Source organism: Gardnerella sp. DNF01205 (assembly GCF_049244135.1).
GTDB lineage: Bacteria > Actinomycetota > Actinomycetes > Actinomycetales > Bifidobacteriaceae > Bifidobacterium > Bifidobacterium leopoldii.
Window position 1 is genome coordinate 1,298,441 of sequence record NZ_CP058378.1, and the last position, 17,562, is coordinate 1,316,002.

At 42.2% G+C, this 17,562-nt stretch carries 13 protein-coding genes; all 13 read right to left on the minus strand.

Annotated elements, in window-relative coordinates:
* Window positions 1-59: 59 nt before the first annotated feature.
* Complete coding sequence (locus tag HXT47_RS05360; RefSeq protein ID WP_421788976.1) at window positions 60-1,649, minus strand: UDP-N-acetylmuramoyl-tripeptide--D-alanyl-D-alanine ligase; 1,590 nt, start codon at window positions 1,647-1,649, stop codon at window positions 60-62.
* 99 nt (window positions 1,650-1,748) lie between these two features.
* Window positions 1,749-2,792 (minus strand): UDP-N-acetylmuramyl peptide synthase, encoded by a 1,044-nt coding sequence (locus tag HXT47_RS05365; RefSeq protein ID WP_421788978.1) that lies wholly within the window; start codon window positions 2,790-2,792, stop codon window positions 1,749-1,751.
* A gap of 42 nt (window positions 2,793-2,834) precedes the next feature.
* The gene (locus HXT47_RS05370; protein ID WP_004107378.1) at window positions 2,835-4,676 is read right to left on the minus strand and encodes a peptidoglycan D,D-transpeptidase FtsI family protein; all 1,842 of its coding nucleotides are present in this window, start codon (window positions 4,674-4,676) and stop codon (window positions 2,835-2,837) included.
* Complete coding sequence (locus HXT47_RS05375; protein WP_004107375.1) at window positions 4,676-5,263, minus strand: hypothetical protein; 588 nt, start codon at window positions 5,261-5,263, stop codon at window positions 4,676-4,678. Before HXT47_RS05375 ends, HXT47_RS05370 begins: the two co-directional genes overlap by 1 nt.
* Before the next feature lies 1 nt (window position 5,264).
* Window positions 5,265-6,290 (minus strand): 16S rRNA (cytosine(1402)-N(4))-methyltransferase RsmH, encoded by a 1,026-nt coding sequence (gene rsmH / locus HXT47_RS05380; protein WP_162861607.1) that lies wholly within the window; start codon window positions 6,288-6,290, stop codon window positions 5,265-5,267.
* Window positions 6,291-6,301: 11 nt separating this feature from the next.
* A complete protein-coding gene (gene mraZ, locus HXT47_RS05385) occupies window positions 6,302-7,114 on the minus strand; it encodes a division/cell wall cluster transcriptional repressor MraZ (RefSeq protein ID WP_410295803.1) in 813 nt (270 codons plus the stop codon).
* A 1,100-nt stretch (window positions 7,115-8,214) separates the two neighbouring features.
* Window positions 8,215-9,552, minus strand: a complete 1,338-nt coding sequence (glnA, locus tag HXT47_RS05390) for a type I glutamate--ammonia ligase (RefSeq protein WP_004107357.1) — start codon at window positions 9,550-9,552, stop codon at window positions 8,215-8,217.
* A 199-nt stretch (window positions 9,553-9,751) separates the two neighbouring features.
* Window positions 9,752-10,456 carry a hypothetical protein gene (locus HXT47_RS05395; protein ID WP_004107354.1) on the minus strand — a complete coding sequence of 235 codons (705 nt, stop codon included), beginning with the start codon at window positions 10,454-10,456 and terminating at the stop codon, window positions 9,752-9,754.
* A gap of 81 nt (window positions 10,457-10,537) precedes the next feature.
* Window positions 10,538-14,104 (minus strand): DNA polymerase III subunit alpha, encoded by a 3,567-nt coding sequence (gene dnaE, locus HXT47_RS05400; protein ID WP_004107352.1) that lies wholly within the window; start codon window positions 14,102-14,104, stop codon window positions 10,538-10,540.
* Window positions 14,105-14,150: 46 nt separating this feature from the next.
* Window positions 14,151-15,089 carry an RluA family pseudouridine synthase gene (locus tag HXT47_RS05405; protein ID WP_032842548.1) on the minus strand — a complete coding sequence of 313 codons (939 nt, stop codon included), beginning with the start codon at window positions 15,087-15,089 and terminating at the stop codon, window positions 14,151-14,153.
* Window positions 15,082-15,576, minus strand: coding sequence for a signal peptidase II (locus HXT47_RS05410; RefSeq protein ID WP_004107349.1), 495 nt, complete (start codon window positions 15,574-15,576; stop codon window positions 15,082-15,084). Before HXT47_RS05410 ends, HXT47_RS05405 begins: the two co-directional genes overlap by 8 nt.
* A 96-nt stretch (window positions 15,577-15,672) precedes the next feature.
* Window positions 15,673-17,001, minus strand: coding sequence for a DivIVA domain-containing protein (locus HXT47_RS05415; protein WP_421788981.1), 1,329 nt, complete (start codon window positions 16,999-17,001; stop codon window positions 15,673-15,675).
* A 152-nt stretch (window positions 17,002-17,153) separates the two neighbouring features.
* Window positions 17,154-17,432 (minus strand): YggT family protein, encoded by a 279-nt coding sequence (locus tag HXT47_RS05420; RefSeq protein WP_004107345.1) that lies wholly within the window; start codon window positions 17,430-17,432, stop codon window positions 17,154-17,156.
* Window positions 17,433-17,562: the final 130 nt, after the last annotated feature.

The following is a 17,562-nucleotide window of genomic DNA, read 5'->3' on the forward strand; positions in this document are numbered from 1 at the left end:
GTTCTGTTTGCTATAATACTTAATTTATTAATTTCACACTTATATTGAGCATCGAGCAGTTAAATATTTGCCCAATGTTCAGCAAGCACGCTCAAGCCTGAAGCATGAGAGCCTTTCAATAACACAACACTACTCGGATGCTCGGCCACAATTTTCCAAACAATATCATCAGCCTCATCCGCACTGTGTACAAAATAGACTGCCTCATGAGAAGAAGGTAGTTTATTATTCCAAGAAGAACGCGCACCTTGAGCAATACAGTGAGCTAATTTATCTAAGTCAGAGTCCGTTTTCGAACCAACAGCAACAACCGCATCGACACTCGAATTTGCCACATATTCTCCAATATTTGTGTGCAATTCATCTTCGTTGCTGCCAAGCTCCAACATAGAACCAAGAACCGCTATACGGAAAGGTTTTGAAGATGCACTACAAGAATCATTTTCATAAGCGCACAAACCATCGATTCCTGCTTTCATAGAATCAGGATTTGCATTAAAGGAATCATCAATAAGTGTAAATTTCTCGTCATTCTTAGAAACTGTACTCAATTGCATGCGATGCGGGCTAATATGCGAAACTTTAGACAGCACAGAAGCAATATCATCTAAAGTCATTCCCAAATATCTGGCAACATTTGCTGCTGCAAGCGCATTCATAACATTATGCTCGCCTTGTATAGCAAGATGCACTTCAATATTATTCACTAAATCAGAAGAATTAATGCGTTCAGTGATAGTAAAAACTGCTTTACCAAAAGAATCTAACTTTATATTGCTAGCTGAAAGTTGGTAGTCATCTTTACTAGCTGATTCCAGCAATCCGTTTTTAGCATTTCTACCAAACCAGCGCACATGCTTATTTTCTACAAGACAAGACATTGCAGAAACTCGCTTATCGTCGGAATTTAATACTGCTATGCCATGTGGCAAAAGCCCACGCACAATCTCACTTTTTGCTTGCGCAATTCGCTCAACTGAGCCAAATTCACCTAAATGAGCAACACCAACTTTAAGCACTATTGCGAGATCCGGAGGAGCAATATGAGTTAAATTGGCAATTTCGCCAACATGGTTAGCACCCATTTCTGCTATTAGAAACCGAGTATTACTGCCAACTTGCAAAGCAGTAAGAGGCAAACCAATATTATTATTAAAAGATCCAACAGGAGCAACTGTTTCGCCTAGCGTGCTCAACAAAGCCTTCAACATATCTTTCGTTGTTGTTTTGCCAACGGAACCAGTGATACCAATAATAGTGAAAGGTTTGTTAAGATTGCGGCGAAGTTCCAAATTATGTTTAGCTAGCAAACCCAGCGCTTCTACAGAATTATTAACAACTATTTGATTGAGATTAGTGCCTTCGACAACATGTTCAACAATAGCTACAACAGCTCCAGATTTTTCAGCATTCTTTACATAATCATGACCGTCAACATGTTCACCAACTATAGCTACGAACACAGAACCTTTACGGATTTGACGAGAATCACTAAAAACGGAATTTGCAACTAAATCTGTGTCACAACTATTAAACTCGTGCATTTCCCCATGAACAACGTTAGCAATTTCGCTTATATTCATAGGCATCATATCAGCATAATCTAAACTCTTAGCATTGCTAGCACACGAAGTTTCAACACAACTCATAACATCCTCCAAATTAGCCACATAATTAAAAGCTCTTAAACAAAACTCACGCAATTAATTTATCTGAAAACTCGAATGAAATCAGCGCTTCAGCACAATTCAGTGCAATTCATGCGAAACTCGCAGCGCACTTTTAATAGTCCCACGACGAACACCAGCAGCTAACACCATTGCAATAGATAATGAAAGATGCCGCTGTACATCATTGCCACCAATTTGATCTGCTAATTCAGCTAATTCGTCAGACTCAGCCGATCTAGTAACACAATAAGCGTGCTCTCTTCCAGAAAAACCATAACGTTGACGCAACGCATAAAAACTCATGCCGGTTGCATATGCCGGGTAAAGCGGTGAAGAAGATATCTTTGCGCTAATTTTCACATTTGAGGCTGCATCTTTAAATTCAGAATTAGGTTCAGATTCAGAATTAGTATCAGAGCTATCTTTAGACTCAGTATCAGATTGAGAATCAGATCCTGCGCTAGAATTGCTTTCATTCTGAATTTGCTCAACGCCAAGAACATCAATACTAACGGATTGCAACGCATTCTTAGCTAAAGTTGCAGAATTAAGTGCAATAACAACAGCTGCGGCACCATCTTCTGCACACACGGATAAAGCATGCTGTACATCGGCAATATTTAAAGGATATTGCAAAGACAATTCACGCTGTAATGAAGTAGATCCAGCATCACTAATAACACCAACAGGATTGCCTAACATATGCAAAAAATCAGCTAATCGCAAAACGTTAGCATGGATCTCATCATCATCGTCACCAGCAATCGCAAATATTGCGACGCATGAAGAAGGATCTGCATTAATATCGCAAGCAAGCTTGCCCAAAGCAACTGGATTAGCAGAAGAAACAAGCAAAGGTAGACCTAAATCTGCAGCCTCACCACGAAATTCTGGTGAAACTAATGCAGCATATGCCCCAGCATCACGTGCAGCCTCAAGCTGACGACGATCAATATGACCAATTGGCACAAATAATCCACCAGGACGTACATGACGCACATCATGAGCAATAGAAGTAATAGTTACCTCTGAAGCAAACGCAGGAACAACTTCAAAACCATAATTTTTTGCAGCAAAACCTAGCGTCACCCTAATTCTAGAGTATTCATCAACCGCACTCATTGCACACCCTACTTTATAGACAACAACATTGTAATGCGTACACTACCAATTCACAGGAACAGGATTTGTGCGTGGAGAAGAAGCTGGAATATCATACTTTTGCATTAAGAATTCTCCAATAGTTTTGAACAGTGGACCTGCAGTCATACCACCATAAATACCTTGTGGATCACGCAAAACAACTGTTATGACGAAGCGAGGATTATCTGCTGGTATAGCACCCGACCAGTCGCTGATTGTAGAGCTAAGTTTACCATCAGCGCCAGCAACTTCAGCTGTACCACTCTTTGCAGCAACACGATAACCATCGACACCAGCAAACCTATGATAATGCTCACCAGAATTTTCCAAAGCATTCATCATTTGTGCAGCAACATTTTCATCCAAAACGCGCGTTCCTGCAGGGCGAGAAGACTTTGTAACCCTACCATTAGGATCTATAACGGATTTAACTATTGACTGACGCAATCTCACGCCTTTATTTGCAATAGTTGCAATCGCATTAGTAAGCTGCAAAGCATTCACTGCATAACCCTGACCAAACAGAACGGTATCTTTTTTACGACCATCCCAAGCTTGAACGCTAGGAAGCAAGCCGCGAGATTCTCCTTGTAAATTCAATCCCGAGTACTGACCAAGACCAAATTTATAAAGATACTCATAGCGTTTATCTATCGGATATTTTTCACCAGCCATAACCATACCGACGTTAGAAGATTCTGAAAGAATACCAGCTAATGTCCAACGCTCAACACCGTGGCTAACAGCATCATGGAATGCTTGACCGTTCTTATTGAGAGTATTAGGAACAGCAAATTTATCAGTAAGCTTATGCGCACCAGTTTGTAACATTCCAGACATTGAGAAAGCTTTACCAATAGAACCAGGCTCAAAGGTTTGGCTTACAGCTCTAGAAACATTCACCTTAGCTTGCGTTGTTCCAGCTTTAATCTCATCAGTATCTTCCAAAGCAAGTATTTCGCCAGTACGAACATCTTGCACTACTGCAATACCCCAAGTTGCATGATATTTTTTCTTGCCATCAAGCAAAACTTTTTTAACATACCAATCGACATCGCTATCGATTGTGAGCTTAACATCGCTTCCGTTGATTGCAGGCTTAGATTCAGTTACAGTACCAGGAATTTTCTCATTTCCTGCATTATTACCTTGATAACGCTGATATCCATCTACGCCGTTCAAAGTTGCATCTTTAGTAAATTCAAGACCTGTAACACCAACCTCGCCTTTACGATCTTTAATATCTTTACGATTAACTTCATCGGCATTAGCAACAGCACCAATCACAGATCCAAGAATAGGACCGCTTGAATATACTCGTTCACTACTGTTCTCTGCATAAATACACCCAGAAAGATTCAAATCGTCAATGGCACGTTTCATTGCAGGAGTCACGTTACGTTTCAATAAAACGTAACGACCAACGCCAGCCAGCTTTCCACCAAGTTCTACAGAACTCATGTGCAAAATCGGAGCAAGCAAACGGGCGACCGCCACAGCGCCCGTGCCTTCTACAGGCTTGCCATTAAGCATATGACAGTTATGCTCGGTTTGTTTTGTGCAAGGAGTCGGCACAAAAGCCTGAGCATTAAGTGGATCTCCAATAATATTAAATCGCTCAACACTTTGAGCCAACACAGCACCATTAGCATCAAGTATGCGACCACGACGTGCAAGAATTGGTCGCACACGACTACGCTCAGCCTGAGCTGCTTGCGCTGTTGAACGAGCATTAATAATCTGTATAAAACTTAGCTTTACTATTGCACTAACACCAATTAACGCAAAAACAATTGCAATTACGGTGCACTTACGCGCAAATATCTGCTGAGAAGCGAAACGTTGTTTGATTAAGTGGCGCATCAATGTTTCTCCTGTTTTGCTTTCTGTTGATATTGACGATTTTGTTGTTCTTGTTTTTGAGTTTTATTTGAGTTATTAGTTTGTTTTTCGTGCTTAGTTTTCTCAGAATGACCATGTTTTCGTTTTGCTGCATAATCACTCAAGTCAATAGAAATAGAACCTTGTTGCGGAACCATTCCCATTCGTTGCGCTCTTGCAGGAAGTTCAGATTCCAAAGTATCTAATTTCGCTTGACGAGCTTCCACATCCTGATGCAAACGAGAAATACGCATCTGTACTGCAGTTTGGTCGAAGGAAATCTCTGCCATTTGCGTACGCAAAAGAAGCGAAGTCAACAACGTAACAACCATAAAAATCACAATAATCATGCAATTTACAAGAGGTACTTTGCGCGTATTGCTCCATGTCATAACCTTGCGGAATCGTTCAAGCACAGCAGAAGATTTACGTTGAGATGGGTTAAACGCCGAAGGAGCAGAATTATGTACGTATTCTTTACGAGTCGAATTATCTTTAGTACGACCAGCTGGAGCTGAAGCAGAAGACGCAGAAGAGCGCAAAACACGATTTTGCATGTTCAATACCATGTCAGCGACCTCCTTTTATAGCTTTACGACCAGCCGCCTCATCTTCAAGCCTTGGAATCCAACGCTCAGGAATAGGTCGGCATAATTCGACAGCGCGCAAACGAACTGAAGAAGATCTAGTGTTATGAACAATTTCTTCTTTAGAAGCCTTCATAGCTCCGCGAGTAAGAGCTTTAAAGAACGGCTGAGCATCGTCAGGAATAACAGGCATGTTTGCAGGAACATCAACGGTTAATCCTTGATTCATAAAACGTTTTACAGCTGTATCTTCCAATGAATGATAAGATTCAACAACTAAGCGACCATGCTCACGAAGATGCAAAGCAATTTTAGGAAGAGTACGGCTCAATTTATCTAATTCACCGTTCACTTCAATACGCAAAGCTTGGAACACTCGTTTTGCTGGATTTCCAGTAGCGCGATGAGCTTTCGGAATTACAGAGTCAACTAAGCTAACCAACTGACCCGAAGTAGCAATAGGCTCCGTAGCGCGAACTTCAACAATACGACGAGCAATAAGAGACGCAAAACGTTCTTCACCATACTCGCGGAAAATTCTAGTTAATTCTCGAGAATCATAAGTAGCTAAAATCGTTGCGGCAGTAGTTGCTTGCGTTGTATCCATACGCATGTCAAGTGCTGTATCGTGAGAATAAGAAAAACCGCGATCAGTTTCGTCAATTTGCAAACTTGAAAGACCCAAATCCATAAAAGCAGCATCAATACCGTCAATGCGGTTTTCTCGTAGTACTTCATCAATCTCATCGAACGCCGCATGTGCAGGAATAAAACGATTCTCAAGGCCTTCACTACGCATTCTTTGCGTTGCTAACGAAAGTGCTTCAGCATCACGATCAATACCAATAAGTGTTGCAAAAGGCGCAGCTTTAAGAAAAGCAGTTGCATGACCAGCAAGACCTAAAGTGCAATCTACTACTATTGCGCCTTTATGTTGCAAAGAAGGAGTAACTAAATCAACACAATCTTGCAATAATACCGGTGCGTGAATAGCTGTAATGTCTTTCATAACATCAGTCATCACATCACCGCCGGAAGTACATCGTCAGCAATATCCGCATAACCTTGCTCACGATCGGCAAGATACTCTTCCCAAGCAGATTTATTCCAAATCTCTGCACGCGTACCAACACCAATAACAACAATTTGATCGCCCAAATTGGCGTAATCTCTTAACATTGGCGGCACAACAATGCGTCCCTGCTTATCTGGCTCTTCATCAACAGCGCCAGAAAGGAACACGCGAAGATAATCGCGAGCTGACTTGTTGCTCATAGATGTGCGCTGAATTTGCGTTGTCATACGCTGGAACTCAACCATAGGCAGCACGTAAACACAATGCTCTTGACCGCGAGCCATAACAAAACCAGTTCCGAGCTGAGAACGGAATTTTGCAGGAAGAGCAACACGACCTTTATCGTCAATTTTTGGAGTATAAGTGCCTAACAAAATAGGTGTTGCTGGATGAGTTGACACAGCTTCTTGATATTGAGAAGCATAAAAAGGTGCAACTGGCATAGCTGCAGCTTGTGCAGACGAATCAGCAGCGCCGGACGGAGTGGAGGTGAAAACCGGTGCTGGCATATATTGCTGCATTGCTGGCATAACAGTTGGAGGCATACCATAATAACCCTGAATTGACTGCTTAGATTGTATAGGTTGAACAGGCTGAACGTATTGTTGCTGAGGCACTTGTGAATCTTGCATTTGCAGTGGCATCTGCGATTGCTGAGAAACATTTGGATCAGCAGCTGATTGAGCCTGATTTATGGAATGCGCAGAGGAAGAATTGGCGTTATTGCGCGGTTGCTTACTAGCAGCACGACGTGCCATACTCCACCTCCTTAACTCAACATGTACTATGCCATTTACACGTTGCTCACCATTTTACCCCATTCCTCCCAAAAATCCCCACTTTTTTACAAAATTTTTGATTTTTTTGAAGCAAATCACCAATAGAAAACAAAAGACCCTCACGCAGCGCTCAAGCAGGTCGTTACGAACGCAGTCGACCATCTGCACCAGTAACAAAAAACGACCAAAACTTTACAGCGGTGTAAAGAAACGGTCGCCTACGCGCGAAAAAACGGCAGAAACTGTACAGCGGTGTAAAGAAAAAGCCGTTTGCGCGCCAGAAAACGACAGAAACTGTACAGCGGTGTAAAGAAACGGTCGGCTACGAGCGAAAATCCGACAGAAACTTTACAATCGCGCTGCTAGCGAATCGATACACGCGTTAAATATTTTTGCAGTCAATAGAAAATGTCGAAAACATCTTGCGATTATGTATTTTCGACAGTTTTGGCTTGCGTTTTGTTTATTTCACCAAACGATTTGGTATTTTCGACATTTTAGTAAGCTGCAAAAATCGTAAAAACGCTTGGAACGCAGCGCGACGTCTGCAGCAGTGTCCCAAAACAAGCTACAAACGCCGGAGAAAAAACTCCAGCAAATGTTCATGAAGCTTTGCAGTAATGCTTCTGCGAACGGTAAGTATTTATTGTCTATAGAACACTAGCATTCGTGCTGCTGCACACACCACACCATACGCACCTACCACATCACAAAACAACGGTGAGTGGATTTACGAGTGGGAGATAGGAATTGCTTGTCGAGCAATATAAAAGCGGAACGATAGTAATAATCTTGTTGATAAATACTATTTCTGCAGAAAAAGTAATTAAAAAACTAAACTTAACTATGCAACCGCTAAGTCCAAATAAGGTATAAGAGCGGAGCGCTGCGAGATAAGTAATTCCTATATCACACAGACACTCCAGAAACCCGCCAGCCAAACGCCAGGCAACGCTCGCGCGGGTAACGCACTCGCTGCTGAGCTTGCACGGAAAGTCCACTGGACTTTCCGTTTGAGCAAGCTCACGCTCCGAGTTGCTTTCGCGCGCTAAATCGCAGCGCTCAAGCAGGTCGTCACGCTACAAACGCGGCAAATACTTCTCAAGTTCAAAAGGCGTAACCTGGCGACGGTACTCTTCCCACTCTTGATGCTTATTGCGCAAGAAGTACTCAAAAGCGTGTTCACCTAATACGCTTGCAACGAAGTCCGAGCGCTCCATAATCTTTAGTGCTTCATCCAAGGATTCTGGCAATGGCTGAATACCCATTGCTTGACGCTCAGCATCAGTAAGCTCCCACACATCGTCGCTAGTTGGATCGCACAAAGTCATTTGCTTTTCAATACCATCCAAACCAGCAGCAAGAAGCACAGAGTAAGCAAGATACGGATTCGCTACAGGATCTAGCGCGCGGAATTCCATTCGGCAAGAATTACCTTTACCAGGCTTGTATTGCGGAACACGCAGAAGTGCAGAACGGTTGCTATGACCCCAGCAAACATAGCTAGGAGCTTCCGCACCACCCCACAAACGCTTGTAAGAGTTCACATACTGATCAGTTACAGCGCAAATTTCTGAAGCATGATGCAAAATACCAGCCGCAAATTGACGCGCAATAAGAGACATATTAAATTCTTGACCAGCCTCATAAAAAGCGTTCGTATCACCTTCGAACAAACTCAAATGCGTATGCATACCAGAACCAGGCTGATCAGTTAAAGGTTTTGGCATAAAGCTTGCGTACATTCCGCGCTCAAGAGAAATTTCCTTAACTACAGTGCGGAAAGTCATAATATTATCCGCGGTAGTAAGAGCATCTGCATAACGCAAGTCAATTTCGTTTTGACCAGGACCACCCTCGTGATGCGAGTATTCTACAGAAATACCCATTTGCTCAAGCATACTGACTGCGCTACGACGGAAATCCATAGCCGAACTTCTAGGAACATGGTCAAAATATCCACCCTCATCAATCGGCACAGGAGCTTTGGACCAATCATCCTGAGCTTCAAACAAATAAAACTCAATCTCCGGATGCACGTAAAAAGTAAATCCTTTTTCTTTCGCTTTTGCGAGCGCAGTCTTTAAAACGTGACGAGGGTCTCCCAGCGAAGGCTCTCCGTCTGGAGTTAGCACATCGCAGAACATGCGCGCTGTGCCTTCCGGACCTCCATGCCATGGAAGAATTTGGAACGTCGACGGATCCGGCTTCACAATCATATCGTCTTCTAGGACGCGAGTCATGCCTTCTATTGCTGAGCCGTCGAACCCTATTCCCTCTTCAAAAGCTGCTTCTAATTCAGCAGGGGCAATAGCAACAGATTTAAGCGTGCCTAAGACGTCCGTAAACCAGAGTCGAATAAAACGCACGTCTCGCTCTTCAACAGTACGTAGAGCAAACTCTTGTTGTCGATCCATAATAAGCCCCTTGAGTATCATCCGGTTGTATGCATAGTCACGCACATATGCATATTCACATGCAATTGTAGTGTATTATTTCGTATTGCGCTTCATATGTTGAGCTTATATGCAATGAATTTACGTAATTGTAATGAAATTTCTACTTTCTAACGCAACTTCTTCAATTTAATATGACAATTAATTGCTCAAATTATTTTTACTTTCTTTTGCCATATTTTTGAAATAGCTCGTACGCGTTTGCATCGCTTAAATCGTCACTATTGAACATTTCTATATTTTGTTTTGAAAGAGTTTGAACTGTTTCCATGCCAATAGCTAAATCTTCTACTGCACGCGACCACACAGCTAACGCCATAGGCGCAACTATTTCTTGCGGTTCGCAATTATATTCGTAAACTTTTGCAGTTAATTTATCAGCTCTATTTGTAATGAGCATAACATCCATTCCACGGAAGAAATCAACAAATTTTTGCACTGCTTCTTCCGGCTCATTGCCGTCCAAATTTTTTAATACCGCAACAGCACCTTGCTCTTCATCGAAGCATCGTGCTGAAACACTAGCCATTTTGCAAAAAGCAGCCAACAACTGCGCAGGCTGCACATACGTAATCATTAACGCAACTTTTGCCTTATTTCCAAGCAGGCCTTGCAAATCTTCTTCAAAATTAGCTTCTTCAATATTGCGCATAGCTTGATCAAGAAAATCATTTTCTTGATTATCGTCGCTTTTTTGGTTATTTTCTAAATTTTCGCTATTTAAATTTTCTTGCGACTCTTCTTTAAATTCACGTTCAAATCCCGCGAGCGCATTATCTAATTCCGCATCAGTAAAAGAAGTGCGCACAGAATCGTCATTATTGCGTTCGTCGTCATTGTTGCGTTCGTCACCATTGTTTAACATATTCGTTATTTCCTCCCCTTTCAATGAACTTCTTAAAACATACCTAGTTTTATATTTTATCAAATTAGTAGTGCATATTTTCTACGCACTAGGCAAACAACTAGATCCAAAAACAATTTTCATTTCAGCAAACAAAGAAGTATCTCGCTTTACACGGAAACGATCCCCAAACGTAAGAACTTGCGCCTTGCCAGTATCATCGACAAGAGCCAAGCGCACTTCACAGCAGCCTGGGTGTCGGCTCAAAATGTCACTTAATTGCGCAACATGACCTTTATCTAGAACTTTACGCGGAATAACAACTGTTAAAGGTCTTTCATCCACTGATTCAAGAGTTGGTATTTCAAACTCTGTAGCACGCATTGAAACAGTTTCATCACGCACTTCAACTTGTCCACGAATACGCACAACTTGATCAATTGCAAGTTCTTGCGCTGAAGCTTCGTACACTTTGCCAAAGAACATGCATTGTATTGAACTTTCCATGTCTTCAACTGTGACAATCGCCCAAGCGTTACCTTTTCGAGACACTCGCCTATCTACGCTTGTAACTAGGCCTGCAATAGTTACTTGCTGACCGTCACTCATAGTTCTCGCTCTGTCGATCAGTTGAGCGATTGACATCTCACGTAAATCTGCCAAAACTGCAGACAATCCGCTTAGTGGATGATCAGAAACGTACAATCCAAGCATTTCTCGCTCAAAATTAAGCTTTGTCTTTTTATCCCACTCTTCAACATCCGGTACAGTAATTTGCATATCTCCCATACCGTTGTCGTCATCCGAGTCAGAAGACGAATCAAGATCAGCAAATAAATCAAACTGACCCTCTGCCTGCTTACGCTTAAGCGCAATCACAGAATCAATTGCAGGATCACAAATTTGAAACAGCGCACGACGATTTGAATCAATAGAATCAAAAGCTCCAGCTTTAATAAGTGATTCTACTAAACGCCGATTAAGTGCACTAATAGGAACACGTTGTACGAAATCCATAAAGTTTACGAAACGTCCGCGCTCACCTTCGCGCTCAGTAATAATATCGTTTACTGCTTTGTCTCCAACGTTACGAATAGCACCCAAACCAAAGCGCACAACATCTCCAACTGCGGAATACTCAAGAACAGACTCGTTTACATCAGGTTGCAAAACTTGAATACCCATGCGCCTTGCCTCGCCCAAGTACAGTGCAGTTTTGTCTTTATTCGTACGTTCGTTTTGAAGCAAAGCTGCCATAAATTCCACAGGATAATGCGTTTTTAGGTATGCAGTCCAGTAAGAAATCAAGCCATAAGCTGCAGAATGAGCTTTATTAAACGCGTAACCAGAGAACGGAACCAAAACATCCCACACAGCTTGTGCAGCTTCTTCAGAATATCCGTGAGCTTTCATACCTTCAAAGAACGGCACTTGCTCTTTTGCCAGCACTTCCGGCTTTTTCTTGCCCATTGCTCGACGTAACACATCTGCTTTACCAAGACTGTATCCTGCTAAAATACGCGCTGCAGACTGCACCTGCTCCTGGTAAACAATCAAACCGTAAGTTTCGTCCAAAACTTCCTTTAACGGCTCAGCAACTTCTGGATGAATAGGGATAATATCTTGCAAACCATTCTTGCGCTTAGCGTAATTCGTATGCGAATCCATATCCATAGGACCAGGCCTGTAAAGTGCAATCAAAGCCGAAATATCGTTGAAATTATCCGGTTTCAAAGTACGTAGAAGCGCACGCATACCGTCGGAATCAAGCTGAAAAACGCCTAAAGTGTCACCCCTAGAAAGCAGTTGATAAGTAGCTTTATCGTCTAACGGAATCTTAGTATAATCAATCGGATCCTTCCCATTATTTTCAATATTTCGCAAAGTATCGCGAATAACCGTTAAGTTAGAAAGCCCCAAAAAGTCCATTTTTACAAGACCGAGCGTTTCACAAGTGTGATACTCAAAAGTTGTAGTAATAGTACCGTCAGTGCGCTCTAAAAGCGGCGAAGTGTTTGTAATTGGCTCCGAACCCATGATTGTTGCACAAGCGTGCACACCTGTTTGACGAATCAAACCTTCAATGCCCTTAGCTTCTTCCGTAATGCGATGAGTATCTGGATCCGTGTCGTACATTTCGCGAAACTCGCGCGCTTCAGCATATCGCTTTGATTTTTCGTCGAAAATATCGTGCAAGCTCATATCTTTGCCGTTTTTAGCAGGAGGAAGAACTTTCGTAATTTTTTCGCCCACTGAAAACTCGTAGCCCATAATACGCGCAGAATCTTTAAGAGCTTGCTTCGTTTTAATAGTTCCGTAAATAACGCACTGAGCAACTTTATCTCTACCGTATTTTTCGCCCACGTATTCAAGAACTTTAGCTCGACCATCCGGGTCAAAATCAACGTCAATATCAGGCAAGGATACTCGCTCTGGGTTTAAGAAGCGTTCGAAAATCAGACCATGCTTCATAGGATCAAGCTCTGTGATGCCCATTGCGTACGCAACCATAGCACCTGCAGCAGAACCACGACCAGGACCTACCATTACACCATGCGCTTTAGCCCAATTAATATAATCTGCAACAACTAAAAAGTATCCACAGAATTGCATTTGGCAAATAACACCGCACTCGTAATCGGCCTGCTTTAAAACTTCCATTGGGATGTTGTTATTGTAACGACGCTCCAAACCTTCCTCAACTTTTTTAAGGAATAGCGAAGTCTCATCCCAACCCTCAGGACAGTCAAATTGCGGCATAAAAGCGCCATCTTCACCGTCGTCGAACATAACATTGCATCGACGAGCAATCTCAAGCGTGTTATCGCAAGCTTCTGGAAATTCTTTAAAAAGCTCACGCATTTGCTCAGCGGACTTCAAATAGTATCCTGAACCGTCAAACTTAAAACGGTCAGGATCGTCAAGCCTAGAACCAGAATTAATGCATAACATAGCATCTTGCGCTTCACGATCTTCTTCATGAACGTAATGCAAATCGTTCGTTGCAAGAAGAGGTGCATTAAGTTTTTTTGCAATTTCAAGCAAGTCTTTAGTTACGCGCGTTTCAATAGAAAGCCCGTGATTCATAAGCTCAATAAAGAAATTGTCACGCCCGAAAATATCTTGAAACTCGCCAGCTGCTCGTAAAGCCTCTTTGAACTGACCTAAACGAAGACGCGTTTGAATAATTCCAGAAGGGCATCCTGAAGACGCAATTACACCTTTTGAGTAAGTTGAAAGCACGTCTTTATCCATACGCGGGTAGCGCATTACACGGCCTTCAAGATTTGCAACAGACGAAGCTTTAAGAAGATTTGTTAAGCCGGTATCGTTTTCCGCCCACAAAGTCATATGCGTAATTAAACCGCCGCCAGAAACGTCATCTGCACGCTGATCTTCCGTGCCCCAATGCACGCGACTTTTGTCTTGTCTTGCTGTTTCCGGAGTAACATACGCTTCTATGCCAATAATTGGCTTAATTCCAGCTTTTACAGCCGTACTCCACATTTCGTACGCGCCGTGCATGTTGCCATGATCCGTAATTGCAACAGCCGGCATACCTAATTCTTTAGCGCGCGCTACTAAATCAGGTATTTTTGACGCACCATCTAGAAGTGAATAATGCGTGTGATTGTGTAAATGCACAAAATTGGTTTCCGGCTGAGTCATAAAAGATATTCTATAAGCGAAAGTTGACTGAAAAAATGCAAAAACGTTACTTTAATAATGCTCGCATAGCTTCTAACGCGTGTTGCAAATCAAGAGGATAATGCGACTTAACAGTCACTGATTTACCCGTGCGCGGATGCGTAAAAGTAAGTTCCATAGAATGCAACCATTGACGTTGCAACCCAAGTTTTTGAGCCAAAACTGGGTTCGCTCCATACATTGAATCCCCAACCAAAGGATGACCTATAGACGAAAAATGAACGCGTATTTGATGCGTACGACCAGTTTCCAAATTAACACTTGCTAACGTTGCTTGACCAAAACGCTCAAGCACATCCCAGTGCGTAACAGCAGGCTTGCCGTCCGAAGTAATAGTAAAACGAAAATCAGATACTTTTGCGCGACCTATAGGAGCATCAATAGTTGCCTTATCTTGCGCTAAATCTCCTTGAACAAGCGCATGATATGTTTTTTTAACGATATGCTTTGCAAACTGATTTTTCATTACTTCATAGGCAAAGTCTGTTTTGCAAATTATCATTAATCCGCTTGTTCCAACGTCTAATCTGCTTACGATTCCTTTGCGCGATTCGTCGCACAGCGTTGTTTTTATATCTATTCCAGCAGCTTCTAGGCATTCTGGAACTGTCGGCCCGCTCCATCCTTTTGCTGCGTGAGACGCCACTCCAACAGGCTTATCTATTACAACAACATCGTCGTCGTCGTAAATGATTGGAATATTACATACAGAAGATTTATTATTTCGCTCTTCTTTTCGTTCTGCACTTTCTTTTTGATCGACAACAATCGTATCTCCATCTTGTAAAATGGAGGATTTTTGTGATTTTCTACCTAAGATTTTCGCTTGGTTACGCTCAATAAGAGATATCGCATTTGCACGCGAAACTCCCATTAGCTTTGATAAGCAAACGTCAAATCTGCAGCCGGAAAATTGGCTTGTAACTTTAAAGCAAATATCACTCATCGGCATGCTCTAAAAGAGGAATCCCAATCAAAATAAGGCATACAACTGCAATTCCTGCAAACATAAGCTCAATATCCGCAACGTTTCCAACAGACCAACCGTAGTTTATAAAATCTACGACTTTGCCATTCAAAAAACCTTGAGCATATTGCGCTCTATCAATGAGGTTTCCAAAAGCTCCAGCAAACGCTAGAGCAAACGCAATAGTCCAATACAAAGATTTTGTGTGCTTAATAGCCGCTATCATAGCACCACAAGCAGCACAAGCTAATACGCTAATAACCCATGTAAAAGAAGAACCTAAGCCAAATGATGCTCCAGGATTTCGTACAAGAGTTAAAGAAAGCAAGTGCGGCACAAGCTCAATGTTTTTCCCGTCACTAAGCGTCGACAAAGCCCAGAGTTTTGTTATGCGATCTAGCACAACACCAATAAAAACAATCAGTGCAAAAACGGCTACGCGAGTACGTAGCCGTTTCACACGCACATCTCTATGCGTCAATATTTATCCGATCTTTAGTAATTCAAATAGTATCGGTGCAGTGCACAACATTTTAAAATATCAGTTACGCACTGCTAAAAACTACTCTTGCTTACCAGATTCCTCACCCTGCTTCTGACCTAATCCAGCATAGGTATTTTCATCAGAAACTTGAGCAACCAATTGACCAAGGAAATCAGTCAAGCGAGTACGATATTCAGTTTCAAACTGCTTGAGGCTCTGAATATTCCCTTCAATAACTTGAGTTTGCTTCTCAAGATTCTCACGTACCTGACGAGCATATGCATCAGCAGCTGTACGAGTTGTAGAATCATAGTCTGCAGCACGATGCTGTACTTCAGCCTCATACTGGTCAGCTTGATCATGCGTCTGCATAGAGTAATCATCAGCAGCTTGACGAACCTTACCAGAGTAAGCATCAGCTTCATTGTGAGCACGAGCAGCATAAGAATCAGCATCGCTGCGAGTACGAGTAGAGTAATCGTCAGCATCAGCATGAGTCTGTTTGCTGTACTCTTCAGCTTCAGAACGAGTACGTGCAGAATATTCATCCGCCTTAGCAACAGTTTCATTATAACGAGCTTGGCTTTCTTCAACAATTTGCTGAGCCTTAGCCTTGCCCTTATCTACATATTGATCATGCAATTGCATAGCAAGAGTCAACATTGCAGTTGCACGTTCTGGTTCAGAACCTTGTGCTTCTGCACCAGCACCAGCAATCTTTTGCAAGCTACCTGTTTCAGTATTTGGCTCCATCTTAGCAACCTGCTTTCGAAGCTGCTCTTCACGCTGACGGGACTCTTCCAATTGCTTGGAAAGTTCCTCAATCTTAGTGTTTTCTTGCTGAGTGACAACAAGCTGCTGACGAACAGTTTCAAGCTCGCGACCCAAGTTTTCGCTGCTTGCACGGAAGTCGTCACGCTCGCGAGTAACAGTTTCAAGCTCTTTTTGAACCTGCTTAGCATTGTCTGCTTGAGCAGTTTGAGCAGTCAACTGATCTACCTGTGCGCCCAAACCATCTAACTGTTCCTTCAACTGCTGGTTTTGAGCAGTCAAAGCACGATTACTTTCTTCAGCTTCACGCAACTTAGTTGCAGTAGCTTCAAGTTGGGAAGCAGCTTCATTTGATTCACCCTGCTTCTTAGAAGCATTACGCAATGCCTCATTTTCTTTAGTTAAGGATTCTACCTTAGAAGTTAACTCAGCAATCTTCGTATTCAAACCCGCAACATCACGGCCAAGAGATTGCGTGGAAGCCCCTAGGCCCTGCACTGCCTGCTGACCGAGTGCTTCTATTGTTTCTGTAACCTGATCGAGAAACTCGTCGACCTCGTCAACGTCATAACCTCCCTTAAAACGTACAATTTGGAAGGTATGCTCTCGAATGTCCTTAGGCGTCAACAGAGTCATATGCTTTACACCTCGCTTTTTGGGCACAGCCCTTTGATATATATCTATTCGATGCTATCACGTCCGCAGAAAATTAGTGCGGTTAATACAAAAATTTATGTAACAAAACGCCGCTTTTATAAAAATTACGCGTTGAAAAAACGTAAACTCATCTATAACCAAATTTGAAGAACGTACAAAGCAAAATATAAAAGCATATAACTTACGTCAATACTAATTTTTCCACAACGAGTTGGCGGAATAAACTTGCGCAATACGCGTAATGGCGGTTCTGTTGTGAAATAAATAATCCGTATTAGAAAATTAAAAACACCTCTAGGACACATACGAGGAACAAGCACAAATAACCAATCTGCAACCATTCGAATAATCATTATTATCAAATAAGCGCGTATAATCACACGCAATATAGATAACGCAACAAATATCATTCGAACATCACCTTACAAAATAATACAACTGACACATTCAAGTTAAGCATACGCTGCAGAATCAAAATGCAAGAATAACAGATGCTATGCAACAGATGCATATCATTAAACTTCAGTTTTACGAGATATA